The 16,089-nt window shown below is 73.8% G+C and carries 14 protein-coding genes and 1 pseudogene; 5 read left to right on the top strand and 10 right to left on the bottom strand.

Annotation, left to right across the window (positions count from 1 at the left end; all coding sequences use genetic code 11):
* Window positions 1-49: 49 nt before the first annotated feature.
* The 3 genes from ACODR5_RS12965 to ACODR5_RS12955 form a co-directional block, all read right to left on the bottom strand.
* On the bottom strand, window positions 50-1,078 hold the full coding sequence (locus ACODR5_RS12965; RefSeq protein ID WP_449854461.1) for a 6-phosphofructokinase: 1,029 nt from the start codon (window positions 1,076-1,078) through the stop codon (window positions 50-52).
* Window positions 1,079-1,211: 133 nt separating this feature from the next.
* Entirely contained in the window at window positions 1,212-3,362 is a 2,151-nt protein-coding gene (locus tag ACODR5_RS12960) for a DEAD/DEAH box helicase (RefSeq protein ID WP_488983867.1), read from the bottom strand.
* Between the two features lie 262 nt (window positions 3,363-3,624).
* Window positions 3,625-5,880, bottom strand: coding sequence for a heavy metal translocating P-type ATPase (locus ACODR5_RS12955; protein ID WP_488983866.1), 2,256 nt, complete (start codon window positions 5,878-5,880; stop codon window positions 3,625-3,627).
* Window positions 5,881-5,963: 83 nt separating this feature from the next.
* Here ACODR5_RS12955 and deoC point away from each other — a divergent pair, with 83 nt between their 5' ends.
* Window positions 5,964-6,683: a deoxyribose-phosphate aldolase gene (gene deoC / locus ACODR5_RS12950; RefSeq protein WP_488983865.1), complete on the top strand. Its 720-nt coding sequence runs from the start codon at window positions 5,964-5,966 to the stop codon at window positions 6,681-6,683.
* Window positions 6,684-6,687: 4 nt separating this feature from the next.
* Here deoC and ACODR5_RS12945 read toward each other — a convergent pair whose 3' ends face one another.
* The 5 genes from ACODR5_RS12945 to ACODR5_RS12925 form a co-directional block, all read right to left on the bottom strand.
* Window positions 6,688-7,647 carry a bifunctional riboflavin kinase/FAD synthetase gene (locus ACODR5_RS12945; RefSeq protein ID WP_488983864.1) on the bottom strand — a complete coding sequence of 320 codons (960 nt, stop codon included), beginning with the start codon at window positions 7,645-7,647 and terminating at the stop codon, window positions 6,688-6,690.
* Window positions 7,644-8,078, bottom strand: a complete 435-nt coding sequence (locus ACODR5_RS12940; RefSeq protein WP_449854466.1) for a hypothetical protein — start codon at window positions 8,076-8,078, stop codon at window positions 7,644-7,646. The genes ACODR5_RS12945 and ACODR5_RS12940 overlap by 4 nt, the downstream gene beginning before the upstream one ends.
* Before the next feature lie 65 nt (window positions 8,079-8,143).
* Window positions 8,144-8,512 carry a hypothetical protein gene (locus tag ACODR5_RS12935; RefSeq protein WP_449854467.1) on the bottom strand — a complete coding sequence of 123 codons (369 nt, stop codon included), beginning with the start codon at window positions 8,510-8,512 and terminating at the stop codon, window positions 8,144-8,146.
* Window positions 8,509-9,399 (bottom strand): tRNA pseudouridine(55) synthase TruB, encoded by an 891-nt coding sequence (truB, locus tag ACODR5_RS12930; RefSeq protein ID WP_449854468.1) that lies wholly within the window; start codon window positions 9,397-9,399, stop codon window positions 8,509-8,511. Before truB ends, ACODR5_RS12935 begins: the two co-directional genes overlap by 4 nt.
* A 32-nt stretch (window positions 9,400-9,431) precedes the next feature.
* Window positions 9,432-10,070 carry a hypothetical protein gene (locus tag ACODR5_RS12925; RefSeq protein WP_449854469.1) on the bottom strand — a complete coding sequence of 213 codons (639 nt, stop codon included), beginning with the start codon at window positions 10,068-10,070 and terminating at the stop codon, window positions 9,432-9,434.
* A 270-nt stretch (window positions 10,071-10,340) separates the two neighbouring features.
* Between ACODR5_RS12925 and ACODR5_RS12920 the strand changes: the two genes are divergently transcribed.
* The 4 genes and pseudogenes from ACODR5_RS12920 to ACODR5_RS12905 all read left to right on the top strand — a co-directional run bounded on the left by ACODR5_RS12920 (window position 10,341) and on the right by ACODR5_RS12905 (window position 12,978).
* Entirely contained in the window at window positions 10,341-11,219 is an 879-nt protein-coding gene (locus ACODR5_RS12920) for an HhH-GPD family protein (protein ID WP_488983863.1), read from the top strand.
* A gap of 45 nt (window positions 11,220-11,264) precedes the next feature.
* Window positions 11,265-11,915 (top strand): TetR/AcrR family transcriptional regulator, encoded by a 651-nt coding sequence (locus ACODR5_RS12915; RefSeq protein WP_488983862.1) that lies wholly within the window; start codon window positions 11,265-11,267, stop codon window positions 11,913-11,915.
* Window positions 11,912-12,265 (top strand): annotated as a pseudogene (locus tag ACODR5_RS12910) (ATP-binding cassette domain-containing protein); the annotation flags it as partial. The gene ACODR5_RS12915 and the pseudogene ACODR5_RS12910, both read left to right, overlap by 4 nt.
* Window positions 12,266-12,321: 56 nt before the next feature.
* Window positions 12,322-12,978 carry a hypothetical protein gene (locus ACODR5_RS12905; RefSeq protein WP_488983861.1) on the top strand — a complete coding sequence of 219 codons (657 nt, stop codon included), beginning with the start codon at window positions 12,322-12,324 and terminating at the stop codon, window positions 12,976-12,978.
* A gap of 33 nt (window positions 12,979-13,011) precedes the next feature.
* Here the strand turns inward: ACODR5_RS12905 and rbfA are convergent, their stop codons facing one another.
* Window positions 13,012-13,458 carry a 30S ribosome-binding factor RbfA gene (gene rbfA, locus ACODR5_RS12900; RefSeq protein ID WP_460816807.1) on the bottom strand — a complete coding sequence of 149 codons (447 nt, stop codon included), beginning with the start codon at window positions 13,456-13,458 and terminating at the stop codon, window positions 13,012-13,014.
* Window positions 13,459-13,530: 72 nt separating this feature from the next.
* Window positions 13,531-16,089 (bottom strand): translation initiation factor IF-2 (gene infB / locus ACODR5_RS12895; protein ID WP_488983860.1); only part of this gene is annotated, 2,559 nt, incomplete at its 5' end.

Below are 16,089 nucleotides of genomic sequence, written 5' to 3'. Positions count from 1 at the left end.
CCAGAAGCCGCTGTCTCGGCGCGCGAATGCTGTCTCGCGGGGCGCCGGATCAGCCGAACAGCGCCGCGGCCTCCTCGTAGCGCGCGAGCGGCACCGTGTTGAGCTCGCCGAGGGCGTCCTGGAACGGCACCCGCACGATGTCCGTTCCCTGCATCGCCACCATCTGGCCCCACGCGCCGTCCACGACGGCGTCGATCGCGTGCAGGCCGAGGCGCGTCGCGAGCACGCGGTCGAAGCCCGACGGCGCGCCGCCGCGCTGGATGTGCCCCAGCACGGTCGCGCGGGTCTCGATCCCCGTCTTCTGCTCGATCAGCGGCGCGAGCTGCTCGCCGATGCCGCCCAGGCGCGGGCGGTTGAAGGCGTCGAGGCCCTTGTCGCTGTAGGCCTCGTCCTGGCCCTTCATGATGAAGCCCTCGGCGACGACGACGAGCGGCGCGCGGCCACGCTCGTGGGCCGACATCACCTGCTCGCAGATCTCGTCGAGCGACAGCGGCACCTCGGGGATGCAGATGATGTGCGCGCCCGCGGCCATGCCGGAGTGCAGCGCGATCCAGCCGACGTGGCGGCCCATCACCTCGGCGACCATGCACCGCTGGTGCGAGTCGCCCGTCGTGCGCAGGCGGTCCATCGCCTCGGTCGCGATGTTCACGGCCGTGTCGAAGCCGAACGAGTAGTCCGTGGCGCGCAGGTCGTTGTCGATCGTCTTCGGCACGCCCAGCACGTTGATGCCGTCGTTGTAGAGGCGCTGGGCGGCCGCCAGGGTGCCCTCGCCGCCGATCGCGATGATGCCGTCGAGGCGGTGGCCGTACAGCGTCTTGGCGATGTTCTCCGGGCCGCCGCGCTCCCCCTCGTACGGGTTGGTGCGGCTCGTACCCAGGATCGTGCCGCCGACCTTCGACAGGCCCTTCACCTCGTGCCGGGTGAGGGGGAAGAAGTCCGCGTCGACCAGACCGCGCCATCCGTCGCGGATGCCGACGAACTCGATGTCGTAGGTCTCGGTGCCCTTCAGGACCGCACCGCGGATGACCGCGTTCAGGCCGGGGCAGTCGCCTCCGGAGGTCAGGATTCCGATCTTCATGCGCGCCCCACAGCCGTCCGGGTCGACTGCCGCACGCAGGTGACGTTTCCGATCTTCATGGCGCCAGCCTAGAGCCTCCGACGCCGTGGCGGGCGCGGCCTGCCGGGCCGCGGCCCGGCTCGCCGCGCGCCCGTCACTCGCCGCCGAGCGCCTCGCGCGTGAGGTGCATGAGCGCGGCCAGCTGCACCGAGTCGCTCGACGCCTCGTCGGCCGCCTCGCCGTCCAGGGCGCGGGCCGCGAGGCCCTGCTTCTGGTCGATGAGCTCCGCGATCTTCGTGTCGATCGTGTGCGCGGCGATGATCCGCCACGCGGTGACCGGCTCGTCCTGGCCGATGCGGTGCACGCGGTCGATCGCCTGCGTCTGCTCGGCCGCCGTCCAGCTGAGCTCCGCCAGCACGACGTTCGACGCGACCTGAAGGTTCACGCCCACGCCAGCCGCCGTGAGCGAGCAGACGGCGATGCCGACCTCGGGGTCGTTCACGAACGCGTCGATCGCCTCCTGGCGGGCCGCCGACGTCTGGTCGCCGCGGACCGACACCGAGCGGATGCCGTTCGCCGCGAACAGCGCCTCGGCCTGGTCCATGACGTCGATGTGCTTGGCGAAGAACACGACCTTGCCCACCGAGCGCTGCAGCTGCGCGGCGTAGTCGGCCGCGAGCCCGGCCTTGGCCTGGCCGATGCGGCGGACCATGGCGAACACGTTGTCGCCCTCGGCGCCCGCCGCCTTCGACTCGTCCAGCTCGCCCTGCGCCACGAGGCGCACGATGTCGTCGTCGATCTCGCCCGGCTCGAGCCCGCGGTCGCCGCGCGCCTCGATGATGCGGCGGTACCGCGCGGCCAGGCGCTCGGCCAGCTGGCGCTCGGCCTCGCGGATGCCGCGGCCGAACTCGTCGTCCAACTGCACGGGCATGTCGGCGATGAGCTTGTCGGGCAGGTCGCTCGCGACGTCCTTCTTGCGGCGGCGCACGATGCCCATCGAGATCACGGCGTCGCGCGCCTCGGGGTAGAACGCCTTGTCGGCGGGGGTGAGGCCCGTCGCGTCGAGCTTCTCCATGAGCTCGGGGCCGGGCTTCTCGCCGTTGGTCCAGCCGAGGAAGCGCCAGATGGCGTCGAAGTCCTCGACGTCGTTGATCAGGGGCGTGCCCGTGAGCGCCATCATGAGCGGCCTGCCGCCGGGCGTCGTCTCGCGGATGCGCTGCGCGAGCGCCAGCACGTTCTGCGAGCGCTGCGACGAGAGGTTCTTGATGAAGTGCGCCTCGTCGACGACCATCCCCCGCAGCCCGATGGCCGCGAGCCAGCCGATGTGCCGGTCGAGGATCTCGTAGTTGACGATGAACACGTCGGCGAACGCGTCGACATCCTGCCCGTCGCCGCTGATCACGGTGGCGCGGCGGTGGGGCGTCCAGCGCTCCACCTCGCGCGCCCAGTTCATCTTCACGACGTTCGGGACGACGACGACGAGCGGGTACGCGCCGGCGACCGAGGCCGCGAGCACCGACTCCGCCGTCTTGCCGAGTCCCGGCTCGTCGGCGAGCAGGAACGAGCGGTGGCCGGCGCGCACGGCCTCGAGGAAGCGGGCCTGGTGCACCATCACCTCGAGTCCCTTGGGCGAGACGCGATCGAACTCCGGCACCGGCGGCAGCGGCATCGTGGCCGCTCCCCCGCCCGCGCCCGTCTCGAACGCCTTGTACAGCGGGCCCATCAGCTCCCAGCCGTCGAGCCGGCGGCGCGGCGCGGGCGCCGGCACACGCGAGAGGTCGGGCGCGAGGAACGGGTTCGCCGCGATGCGCGACTCGATCTGCGGCGGCACGACCGCGCGCTCCGTGGCGATCTGGGGCACCATCGGCGGCGTGACGACCGGCTTGGCGTCCGAGATCACGAGCTCCTCGGGCGGCAGCTCGGCGCCCGACTCGAGCAGCCAGTCGCGGCGCATGCGCTGCGCGACGGGCGTGGTCGCGTGGTCGGCCTCGAGCAGCTGGATCAGCGACGTGTCGCGCGCGGCGGTCTTGGCGAGGATCGTCGCGACGCCGTCGAGGCGCTTGAGCAGCTCGGCCCGCGCCGCGTCGGTCAGCTCGGCGTCGGCCTTGACCCTGGCGCGCTCCTCGCGCACGAGGAACGCGATCACCTGGAACTTCACGCGGTTGGTCGGACCCAGCTTGTTGCGCTGGGCCTTGGCCTCGACCTCGCGCACCTTGCGGGCGAGGATCGGGATGAGGGGTGCCTCGTCGTCGCGTCGTGCGGACGAGGACGTCTTGCGCTGTCGCGCGGGTGCCGTGGTCGGCATGCTCCTCCTGAGCGTCGATGCGGCCGATCGAGCGGCCGTTCGAAGGATCTGCGCGCCCCACGCGTGCCGAGGGATTCGGACGACCAGGACGGGTCCGGCCGGGAGGCGCCCGGCTCGCTCACCCGGCGCAGAGCGTCGAACGGATGGCGGCGAGCCGCGTCCAGTCTAGGGCATGCTCCCCGCAGATCCCCAGAGAGCGCTCCGGCGCGCCCCGCCGGCGGACCGGCGGGGCGCGGACGGATCGGGCGCGAGGGACGCGGGATCAGCGGAAGGTGCGCAGGCGCAGGCTGTTGAGCACGACGAACACGCTCGAGAAGGCCATGGCGGCCCCGGCGATCATGGGGTTCAGCAGGCCGAGCGCGGCGAGCGGGATGGCGGCGACGTTGTAGCCGAACGCCCAGAAGAGGTTGCCGCGGATGATCGACATCATGCGGCGCGAGAGCCGGATGGCGTCGGCCACGGCCGCGAGCGACTCGCGCACGAGCGTGACGTCGCCGGCGTGCCGCGCCGCGTCGGTGCCGCCGCCCATCGCGATGCCGAGATCGGCCGCGGCGAGCGCCGCGGCGTCGTTGATGCCGTCGCCCACCATCGCCACGCGGCGGCCGTCGGCCTGCAGCGCGCGGATCCGCGCGATCTTGTCTTCGGGGGACGCGCCCGCGATGACGCGGTCGATGCCCACGCGCCCGGCCACGTCGCGCGCCACGCGCTCGTTGTCGCCCGTGAGCAGCAGGATCTCGAGCCCGAGCCGGCGCAGCTGGGCCACGGCGCCGGCGCTGTCCTCGCGCACGGTGTCGGCCACGACGAGCACGCCGCGCGCCGTCGCCGTCATCCCGGCCGACGACCAGCCGACCACGACGACCGTGCCGGCGGCGTCCTCGGCCGCACGCACGAGCTCGTCCGGCACGCGCGCGCCGCGCTCGCGCGCGAAGGCCAGGCTGCCGGCGAACACCTCGCGGCCGTCCACCCGCGCCGTGACCCCGCGCCCCGCGTGGCTGCGGAAGTCCGTGGCGGCGGGCACCTCGCTCGCCGCCGCGGCGATCGCGGCGGCGATGGGGTGCTGCGAGCCCGACTCGGCGGCCGCGGCGAGCGCGATCAGCTCGTCGCGGCTCTCGCCCTCGGCGGCGACGACCGCGTCCAGCGTCATGCGCCCGCTCGTGACGGTGCCGGTCTTGTCGAGCACGATCGTGTCGATCCGGCCCGCGGTCTCGATGGCCTCGGGGCCCGTCACGAGCACGCCGAGCTGCGCGCCGCGCCCGGTGCCGACGAGGATCGCGACGGGCGTGGCGAGCCCGAGCGCGCAGGGGCAGGCGATGATGACGACGGCGATCGCCGCCGTGAGCGCCGCGTCCACGCCGCCGCCGGCGAGCAGCCACACGGCGAGCGTCAGGATCGACAGGCCGATGACGACCGGCACGAACACGGACGAGATGCGATCCGCCAGGCGCTGCACGCGCCCCTTGCCGGCCTGCGCGTCCTCGACCAGCCGCGCCATGTGCGCCAGGCGCGTCGCCGATCCCACGGCCGTCGCCCGCACGACGAGGCGGCCGTCCGTCGCGATCGTCCCGCCCGTCACATCGTCGCCCGCGCCGGCGTGCACCGGCGCCGACTCGCCCGTGATCATGCTCGCGTCCACCGCGGCGTCGCCGCGCACGATGACGCCGTCGGCGGCGACGCGCTCGCCCGGGCGCACGACGAACAGGTCGCCCTCGCGCAGCCGGTCGGTCGGCACGGTCTCGCCGTCGCGCCCGTCCTCGCGCGCGAGCGTGACCTCGTCGGCGCCGAGCTCCATGAGCGCGCGCAGCGCCGCCCCCGCGCGCCGCTTCGACCGCTGCTCGATGAATCGCCCGAGCAGCAGGAAGACCGTCACGACGGCGGCGACCTCGACGTACACGTGCCCGCCGGTCGCGGCCGCCCACACGCTCCACAGCAGGGCGGCGAATGTGCCCAGGGTGATGAGCGTGTCCATCGTCATGGCACCGTGGCGCGCGTTCGCGAACGTCGCCCGGTGGAAGGGCCATCCGGCCCACAGGACGACGGGCGCCGCGAAGACCAGGGCGACCCACTCCCAGCCGGGGAACTGCAGCGGCATGATCATCGACAGCGCGACCACGGGGACCGACAGGATCGCGCCGACGATGAGGCGGGTGCGCAGCGGCGTGGCGCCGCGGACGTCCTCGACGTCGTGCACGTGGCCGCCGGCCGAGCCGTGGTCGTGGTCACGGTGCTCGTGCTCGTGGTCGGTGCCGTCACCGCCATGCCCCTCGTGCACGGGAGCCGGTCGCGCGGCCTCGTCGCTGCGCACGCGCGCCTGGTACCCGGCCGAGCGCACGGCGTCGACGAGCTGCTCCACCTCGACCGCCTCCGGCGCGGTCACCCTCGCCGACTCCGTCGCGAGGTTCACCGACGCCTCGACGCCCGGCACGGCCCGCAGCCGCTTCTCGACGCGCGCCACGCAGCTCGCGCACGTCATGCCCTCGATGTCGAGGACGACGCCCCGGGTCTCGCTCATCTGATCCATCCTGGCCTCCCTGGCTTCTCCCCGACGCCAACAGTATACCCCCCGGGGGTATTCCCGCGCGAGCCGCGGCGTAGGCTGGAGCCATGCCGGGCACCTACACCGAAGCGCAGATCGCCGCCACGATCGACCACGCCGTGCTGAAGCCGGACTTCACGCGCACCGACGTGGACCGCGAGCTCGACATCGCGGCCGAATGGGGCGTGTGGAGCGCGTGCGTGCGCCCGTCGGACGTCGCCTACGCCGTGAAGCGCCTCGACGGCTCCGGCGTGCGCGTGTGCACCGTCATCGGCTTCCCGCACGGCACGACGTCGACGGCGACGAAGGTCGCCGAGCTGCGGCGCGCGCAGGAGGACGGCGCGACGGAGTTCGACATGGTCGTGCACATCGGCGCGCTGCGCTCGGGCGAGGACGCCTACGTGCGCGACGACATCGCGGCCGTCGTCGAGGCGGCCGGCTCCTTCGTGAGCAAGGTGATCCTCGAGACGAGCTACCTCGACGACGAGCAGATCGCCCGCGGCAGCCGGCTGACGGAGGCCGGCGGCGCCACCTTCGTGAAGACCTCGACGGGCTTCGCCGGCGGCGGCGCCACCGTGGAGCACGTGCGGCTCATGCGCGAGAGCGTCTCGCCCGCCGTGCAGGTGAAGGCCTCGGGCGGCGTGCGCGGCCTCGACGCGGCCGTCGCGATGCTGGACGCCGGCGCCACGCGCCTCGGCACGAGCGCGAGCGCCACGATCCTCGGCGAGCTGCGCGCGCGGCTCGCGGGCGAGGAGGCCTCGGGCGCGGAGGACGCCGGCTCGTACTGAGCGCTCAGCCGCGCAGGATGGCGCGGGTGCGGGCGACGTCGTCGTTCATCTGCGCGATGAGCGCCTCGACGCCCTCGAACGCCACCATGCCGCGCAGCCGCTCCTGGAAGAGCACGTCCACGCGCAGGCCGTACAGGTCCAGGCCGGTCTCGTCGAGCACGTAGGCCTCGACCTGCGGCACGTCGACATCGCCGAACGTCGGGTTGGCGCCGACCGAGATGGCGGCCGGGTAGCGCGTGGAGGCCAGCTCGCCCTGGGGCGCCCGCACGATCAGCCAGCCCGCGTACACGCCGTCCGCCGGGACGAAGCCCTCGGCATCCGCCGACAGGTTCGCTGTCGGGAAGCCCAGCTCGCGCCCCCGCCGCAGTCCGTGGACGACCTCGCCCGAGACCGCGGGCAGGCGCCCGAGCAGCTTGGCGGCCCCGCTCACGTCGCCCTCGGCCAGCAGCTCGCGGATCCACGTCGACGACACGCGCCGCCCGTCGCCGGCGCTCGCGATGTCGTCGACCACGTCGACCTCGAAGCCGTGCTCGGCGCCGAGCCGCTGGAGCAGGGCGACGTCGCCGGCCCCGCCCCGGCCGAAGCGGAAGTCGCGGCCCACGAACACGCGCCGGGCGCGCAGAGCCGAGACGAGCACGCGCCGCGCGAAGTCGGCCGCCTCCTCGGCCGCGAGGGCCTCGTCGAAGCGCAGCAGCAGCGCGGCGTCCAGGCCGGTGCGCGAGAGCAGCTCGATCTTCTGCCGGTTGCCGACCAGAGGGCGCGGGCAGCGCTCAGGCGCGAGCAGGGCGAGGGGGTTCCGGTCGAACGTGACGGCCACGGTGCGCAGCCCGCCGCGGGCCGAGGCCAGGAGCATCCGCTCGATGATCGCCCGATGGCCGGCGTGCACGCCGTCGAACTTGCCGATCGCGACGATCGACTCCCCGAAGTCCGCCGGGATCTGCGACGGATCCTCGAACAGGATCATCCCGCCGCCCCGACGGCGACGCGCGCGGGCCGGTGGGTGGCCAGCCACCAGATGCCGAGGAACGGCAGCACGAGCGGGATCCAGAAGTAGCCCGATCCGTAGCGCGACCACACGGTGTCGTCGGCATGGAACAGCTCGGGGGCCAGCACGCTGAGGGTTCCGACCACGAGCACGCCGGCGAGCTCGAACGACACCGCGGCCCACGCGACGCGATACCAGGTCTCGCTGCGCGAGACGACGAGCGCGACGGTCGCGAGCACGTAGACCACCGCCGCGAGCGCGGAGAGCAGATACGCCAGCGGCGCCTGCGAGAAGTGGGCGATCATCTGGTAGACGGATCGGCCGGTCGCGGCGAGCGCGAGCACGCCGTAGACCCAGACGAGGAGGGTGCCGATGCCGGTGATGCGGCGGGAGCGCGCGGGTTCAGTCATAGCGGATCGATTCTAGTTCGCGGGCGCCGCGAGGCCGCTGGGCGGGTCGCGGCGGACCCGCGCGCTCACGCGACCTGGATCGTCCAGATCACCTGCATGCGCCACACCATGACGGCGATCGACAGGCCGACCACGCCCATCACCACGACGCTCCAGCGGCCCCGCTCCACGAGCGCCCACCCCACGGCGGCCAGCGGCAGCAGCACGGCCGACACGAGGTACATCCAGAACTCGAGCAGGTCGCCGGTCGGCGGGTTCCCCGCCAGCGGCGCGACGATGGCGACGACCACCTGGGCGACGAGCAGCAGCTCGACGAGGGCGAGCGCCCCGACGCTGAGGTCGCTGGGGCGGCGGCCGGCGAGGCCCAGCACGAGGCACAGGAGCCCGGCGGCGACGGCGGCGATCACCTGCACGACCGTGAACCACAGGATCATGCGCGCACCTCTGGCATGTTCATGGCGCTCTTCAGCGCGGACCCGCGCGCCTCGACGATGCCGACGAGGCGCCCATCCGGATCGACGGCCGCGGCGACGGCGCCGGGCAGCCGAGCGGCCGCGCCCTCCAGCCGCTTGCCGTGGCGCAGGTCCCTCGCCTCGTCGGCGCTCACCTCCACGCGGCCGACCGCGCGCTCGGCGGCCGCGGCGGGGCCGATCAGCGCGTCGCCTTCGATCGCATCGACGGCGACCGCCTCCGCGACGTCGAAGCGGCCGATGCGCGTGCGCCGCAGCGCCGTGAGGTGCCCGCCGACGCCCAGCGCCTCGCCCAGGTCGCGCGCGAGGGCGCGGATGTACGTGCCGGAGGAGCAGTCCACGACCACGTCGAGGTCGATCCCGTCCGCGCCGCGGCGCGTCTCGAGCACCTCGAAGCGCGAGACGGTCACGGTGCGCGCCTTGAGCTCGACCTGCTCCCCCGCGCGCGCGAGGTCGTACGCGCGGCGGCCGTTCACCTTGATCGCCGAGACGCTGCTGGGCACCTGCGAGATCTCCCCCGTCAGCGACGCGATCCCGTTCGCGATGCGCTCGTCGGTCGCGGCCTCGAGCGCCGCCGGCTCCGCGACCGAGGCGATCTCGCCCTCCGCGTCGTCCGTGGTGGTGGCCGCGCCGAGCCGGATCGTCGCGAGGTACGTCTTGTCGAGGCCGACGAGGTAGGTGAGCAGTCTGGTCGCGCCCTCGACGCCGAGCACGAGCAGCCCCGTGGCCATGGGGTCGAGCGTGCCGGCGTGCCCGATCTTGCGGGTGCCGAGCGCGCGGCGCGCACGCGAGACGACGTCGTGGCTGGTCATCCCGCCCGGCTTGTCGACCAGGAGGACGCCCGCATGCATGCCGTCCAGCCTACCCGCGGGCGGCCGGGGCCTCAGGCGCAGGGCTCGTACGGCGGCTCGTCGCGCTGGGTCATCGTGACGGACGAGACGCGATCGTCGCCGGCGGCGACCTCGAAGAACAGCGCGCCGTCGGCGGCATCCGCCTCGGCCTGGCGCAGGTACGTGGCCTCGCCGATCGTGGCGGGCACCTCCTCCGCCGCGGGATAGGCCGCGCGCACCTCGTCGCGCGTCGAGCCCAGCCCGATGCCGACGGGCGTGCGCGGGCCGCCGGCGGGATCGCCGAGGCCGCCCTCGACGGCGATCGTCTCGATCGCGCCCGACGAGCCGGCGACGAACCAGATGGAGAGGTCCTCGCCGCCGCTCCACGAGGCGACGTTCTCGCAGCCCTCGACGGGCGCCCAGTCCTCGGGCAGCTCGGCGAGCGTCGCCTCGAACGGGTCGCCCATCGCGACGAGCCCCACGGCGCCGCCGTGGATCACCCAGGTCGACGGATCGGCCGGGTCCTGGTCGTCCATCGTCACGGCGGCGTCCGACGGGAACGTCGTCGTCGAGGCACTGGAGGAGACGGTCGGGGACGGCGTCGCGTCGCTCGTCGGGCTGGCGCAGCCCGCGACGGCGACGGTCGCGAAGACCCCGGCGAACAGGGCGAAACGGGGGTCGATCCGAGGCATGACCCCGACGCTACGCAACGCAGATCACGGTCGGGCCGCGGACGGATCACGGTTCGGTCGCGATCCGCACGGAGTTCCCTCGACGTGGCCTCCTATCAGGGCGTGTCTGACAATCGACGCCGTCGCGAGCATGGCCGGGCGTGCGTGGCTCGCAAGACCGAGGAGGGAGGCGATGCCGAAGCATCGTCGACCGAAGAGGGCGCAGCGAGACGCGTGCGAACGGCCAGCGCAGTAGGCGAGAGATTGTCAGACGCGACCTAGGCTGGTGGGATGCCCGCCGCCGTCGCGACCGCCCTCGCCGAGAGGCTGCTGCCGTGGTACCGGGAGAACGCGCGGGCGCTGCCGTGGCGCGCGCCCGGCTTCGGCGCGTGGGGCGTGCTCGTGAGCGAGTTCATGCTGCAGCAGACGCCCGTCGCACGCGTGATCCCGCTGCTCGAGGCGTGGCTCGCGCGCTGGCCGACGCCGGCGGCGCTGGCGGACGACGCGCCGGCCGAGGCCGTGCGGGCGTGGGCGAACCTCGGCTATCCGCGCCGCGCGCTCTGGCTGCACCGCGCGGCGACCGAGATCCGCGACCGGCACGGCGGCGTGGTGCCGCGCGACGTCGACGAGCTGCTCGCACTCACCGGGATCGGCGACTACACCGCGCGCGCCGTCGCGGCGTTCGCGTACGGCGAGCGCCACCCGGTCGTCGACACGAACACGCGCCGCGTGCTCGCGCGCGCGGTCGCCGGTGTGGAGCACCCCGCGCCGCCGCACCGCCGCGACCTCGACGCCATGGCCGCGCTGCTTCCGGAGCCGCCGGAGGACGCCGCGCTCATGAACGCCGCGATGATGGAGCTCGGCCAGGTGGTGTGCGTCGCGCGCGCCCCGCGCTGCGGCGCGTGTCCCCTGCGCGACGCGTGCGCGTGGGTCGCCGCCGGCTCGCCCGCGACCCCGGACCTGCGCCGCCGGCAGGCGCGCTACGAGGGCAGCGACCGCCAGGCCCGCGGGGCGGTGCTCCGGCGGCTGCGCGAGGCCGACGGTCCCGTCGCGGCGCGGGAGCTGCTCGCGGACTGGCCGGACGCCGCCCAGCGCGACCGCGCGATCCTGTCGCTGCTGCAGGACGGCCTCATCGAGACCGACGGCGAGCACGTGCGCCTGCCCCGTTGAGCGGCCCCTTGACCCCACACTGAACGCGCGTTTAGTGTGTTGAACATGAGTTCAGCCTCCGATCTGACGACGCGCGCACGGATCCGCGACGCCGCGGTCGCGCGATTCGGCAGGGACGGATTCGGAGCGTCCGTGCGCCAGATCGCGCAGGACGCCGGCGTGAGCCCGGCCCTCGTCATCCACCACTTCGGATCGAAGGCCGCGCTGCGCGAGGCGTGCGACGCGCACGTGATGAGCGCCTACGCGGCGGGCAAGGACGAGGGCCAGCGCACGATGCGCGACGGCGGGCCGCTCTCGCTGTTCGCCGACCTCGGGCGGTACGAGCCGCTGCTGCGGTACTTCCTGCAGACCATCCGCGAGGGCGGCGAGCCGGCGCGACGCATCGTGCGCGCCATGATCGCCGACGCGGACGACCGCACCCCCGACGCGATCCGCGACGGCCTGATCCTCCCGAGCCGCGACCCGGCGGCGCGCAACCGCGTGCTCGTGCTCGCCGTGCTCGGCGCGCTCGCCCTGTCGGACCTCGCCGAGCCGGACCCCGCCGAGCCGGACGGATCGGGCGGGGAGACGGCCGACGCCGGGGCGCTCGCGATGCGCCTCTACGTCCCCCTCCTCGAGGTGCTCACCCACGGCTATCTCGCCTCGCCCGACGTCTACGAGGCCTTCCTGCGATCCCACGAAGGAGACCGCGAATGAACCCCATCGAGATCACCGGCCTGCGCAAGAGCTTCGGCCGCACTCGGGCGCTCGACGGGCTGGACCTGACCGTCGCCCCCGGGGAGGTGGCGGGGTTCCTGGGGCCGAACGGCTCCGGGAAGTCCACCACGATCCGCGTGCTGCTGGGGCTGCTGCGCGCGTCGGGCGGCAGCGCCCGGCTGTTCGGCGGCGACCCCTGGCGCGACGCCGTGGCGCTGCATCGGCGCCTCGCGTATGTGCCGGGCGACGTCTCGCTGTGGCCCAACCTGACCGGCGGCGAGGCGATCGACCTGCTCGCGCGCTTCCGCGGCGGTCGGGCCGAGACACGGGACGCCCGCTTCCGACGGCGCTCGGACTCGGGCTGCTGTGGCTCGGCTCCGGCTCGGTCATGGGCTCGCTCGGCGACATGCGCGCAATGCTCGAGCAGAACGCGCTCTACGCGGCGGTGCTCGGCAGCGACCTCGTGAACGGCTTCTTCAGCCTGCTCGCGCTGCTCGCCGCGCTCGGCGCGGCCTCGTGGGGCGTCGCGTCACTCGCACGGCTGCAGGCCGAGGAGACATCGGGACGAACGGAGACGGTCCTCGCCACGCGCGTCTCGCGCGGCGGATGGCTCGGCGGGCAGCTGACCGTGACGGCGACCGGCGTCGCGCTGCTCGCGCTCTCGGGCGCCGCGCTGCTGTGGCTGGGGGCGGCCGCGAGCGGGACGGACGATCTGCCCGACGCCGCGGAGCTGATCGGGCTCGGCGCCGCGTACCTTCCGGCGATCGCGGTCGTGGCCGCGCTGGCGGCCGCCGCCTACGCGTGGGCGCCGCGGATCACGTGGTTCGCGTGGCTGCCGGTGCTATGGGGCGTCGTCGTCGGCATGTTCGGCGACCTCTTCGACCTGCCGGATGCGGCCCGCGCGCTGTCGCCGTTCTGGTGGACGCCGAATCCGCTCACGGGCGCGGGCGGCGCGGGCGATCAGGCCGCGGCCGCGCCCGCCCTGTGGGGGCTGTCGGCCGTCGCCGCCGCGCTCGGGGCGCTCGAGTTCTGGGGCTTCCGCCGGCGGGGCGTGCCCGCCTGAGCGGATGCCGGCGCCGCGGAGCGGCCCGGCGAGTCAGTCCTCGCGCTCGCGCTCGTCCGCGCCCTCGTCGTCGTGACGGTACGGGTCGGCCTCGCCCGCGTACCGCCCCTCCTTCGCGAGGCTCGCGACGGCCTCGTCCTGCTCACGCGCGCGCCGCAGCAGCTCGCTGAGGTGCGAGGCCTCCTCGGGCAGCGCGTCGGGGATGAACTCGAGCGTCGGGGTGAGGCGCGTGTTGAGCTTGCGGCCCACCTCGCTGCGCAGCAGGCCGGTCGCGGCCTTGAGCGCCGCGGCGGTGTCCGCGCGCTCCTCATCGGTGCCGTAGACGGTGTAGAACACCGACGCGTTCTGCAGGTCGCCCGTGACGCGCACGTCCGTGATCGTCACGAAGCCGAGCCGCGGATCCCGCAGCCCCTTCTGCAGTCGCTCCGACAGCACCACGCGGATGCGGTCGGCGACGCGGGCCTGACGTTCGCCAGCCATTTTCCCTCCCTGGGAATGCCTCTGCCGGGCGGTCGAAGGACCGCCCGGCAGAAGCCATTGAATCACTCCGGATCAGGCGCGAGGCTTCTCGACCATCTCGATGGTCTCGATCTCGTCACCGACCTGGATGTCGTTGAACTTGCCGAGGCCGATACCGGCCTCGTAGTCGGTCTTGACCTCGGTGACGTCGTCCTTGAAGCGACGCAGCGACTCGATGGCCAGGCCATCGGCGAGCACCACGCCGTCGCGGATGACGCGCGCCTTGGCGTTGCGCGTGATCGTGCCGCTGCGGACGATGACACCCGCGATGTTGCCGAACTTCGAGGAGCGGAAGACCTCGCGGATCTCCGCGAGACCCGCCTGGGCCTCCTCGTACTCCGGCTTGAGCATGCCCTTGAGCGATGCCTCGACGTCGTCGATCGCGTTGTAGATGACGTTGTAGAACCGGATGTCCACGCCCTCGCGCGCCGCGGCCTCGCGCGCCTTGGTGTCGGGGCGCACGTTGAAGCCGATCACGATCGCGTTGTCGATCGTGGCCAGGTTCACGTCGGACTCCGTGATGGCACCCACACCGCGGTGGATGATCCGCAGCTGCACCGAGTCGTCGACCTCGATCTTGAGGAGCGACTCCTCCAGCGCCTCGACGGCACCGGACACGTCGCCCTTGATGATGAGGTTGAGCGACTCGACCTTGCCCTCCTCGAGCGCCTTGGTGAAGTCCTCGAGCGACATGCGCTTGCGGGCCTTGGCCAGCTGGGCGTTGCGCTCGACGGCCTCGCGCTTCTCGGCGATCTGGCGCGCGGTGCGGTCCTCGTCCGTGACGATGAACGTGTCACCGGCACGCGGAACGGAGTTCAGACCCTGCACCTGCACCGGACGCGACGGAGCCGCCTCGGTGACGGCGTCGCCGTTCTCGTCGATCATGGCGCGGACGCGGCCGTAGGCCGTTCCCGCGACGATCGCGTCGCCGACGCGCAGCGTTCCCGACTGGATGAGGACGGTCGCCACCGATCCGCGGCCCTTGTCGAGCTTCGCCTCGATCGCGACACCGCGGGCGGCCTTGTTCGGATTCGCCGTGAGGTCGAGACCCGCATCGGCCGTGAGCAGCACGGCGTCCAGGAGGTCCTGGATGCCGATGCCCTCGCGGGCCGACACGTCGACGAACATGACGTCGCCGCCGTACTCCTCGGCCACGAGGCCGTACTCGGTCAGCTGCTGACGCACGCGGGCCGGGTTGGCGTCGGGCTTGTCGATCTTGTTGACCGCGACCACGACCGGCACGCCGGCCGCCTGGGCGTGGTTCAGCGCCTCCACCGTCTGCGGCATGATGCCGTCGTCGGCGGCGACCACGAGGATCGCGATGTCGGTCACGTCGGCACCGCGGGCACGCATGGCCGTGAAGGCCTCGTGACCGGGGGTGTCGATGAACGTGATCGCGCGCTCGATGCCGTCGTGCTCGGTCCAGATCTGGTAGGCGCCGATGTGCTGCGTGATGCCGCCGGCCTCGCCCGCGACGACGTTCGTCTGCCGGATCGAGTCGAGCAGTCGCGTCTTGCCGTGGTCGACGTGACCCATGACGGTCACCACCGGAGGACGGATCTCGAGGTTCTCCTCGTCCTCCTCGAGCTCCTCCTTCTCGAGGTCGAGCCCGAAGCCCTCGAGGAGCTCCTTGTCCTCGTCCTCGGGCGAGACCATCTGCACCTTGTAGCCGAGCTCCGCGCCCAGCACCTCGAAGGTGGCCTCGTCGAGCGACTCGGTGGCCGTGGCCATCTCGCCCAGGTGGAACAGCACCGTCACGAGGTTGCCCGGGGGCACGCTCATGCCGCTGATGATCTCGAGCTTGTCGGCGAAGTCCGCGATGGATGCGCCGCGGCGCATGCGGATGATCGTGTTGCCGTCGCCGCGGGGCACCTTGACGCCACCGACGATCGGCGCCTCCCGCATCTCGAACTCTTGACGCTTCGCCCGACGCGACTTGCGCTGCTTCGACTTGCCGCCGCCCTTGCCGAACGCGCCGGCCGTGCCGCCGCGTCCGCGGCCACCGGGGCCGGGACGACCGGGGAAGCCACCGCCGGGGGCCCCGCCGGGGCCGCCGGGGCGGAAGCCGCCGCCACCGGCACCGCCGGGACGACCGGGACCGCCCGGGCGCTGCTGGAACGGCGCGCCGGGACGACCGGCGCCGCCGGGACGGCCGGGGCGACCAGGGCCGCCCGCGCGGGGAGCACCCGGACGCGGGGCGCCGGGGCGCGGCGGCTGCGGCTTCGGGATGTTGCCGGGCGTGGGGCGCTGCCCCATGCCCTGCGCCGAGGCGAAGGGGTTGTTGCCCGGGCGCGGGCCGGCCGGGCGCTTGCCCATGCCCTGCGCCGTGCTGAACGGGTTGTTGCCGGGGCGGGGGCCGCCGGGGCGCGGACCGGCACCGGGGGCCGTGCCACCGGGCGAGGGCGCCGCGCTTCCGGGCGAGGGAGCCGCGCTGCCCGGCGAGGGCGCCGAGCTGCCGGGCGAGGGCGCCTTGCTGCCCGGCGACGGGGCCGAGCTGCGGGGCGCGGGTGCCGTCTCGGCGGCGGGTGCCGCCGCGGCGGGCGCCTCGGCCGGCTTCGGCGCGGGCGCCGGGGCCGCCGGCTCGGCCTTGGG

Source organism: Microbacterium sp. FG3, from assembly GCF_057809335.1.
Note: the sequence above shows the minus strand (reverse complement) of the source record. Positions and strands in the feature narration are given on the sequence as shown.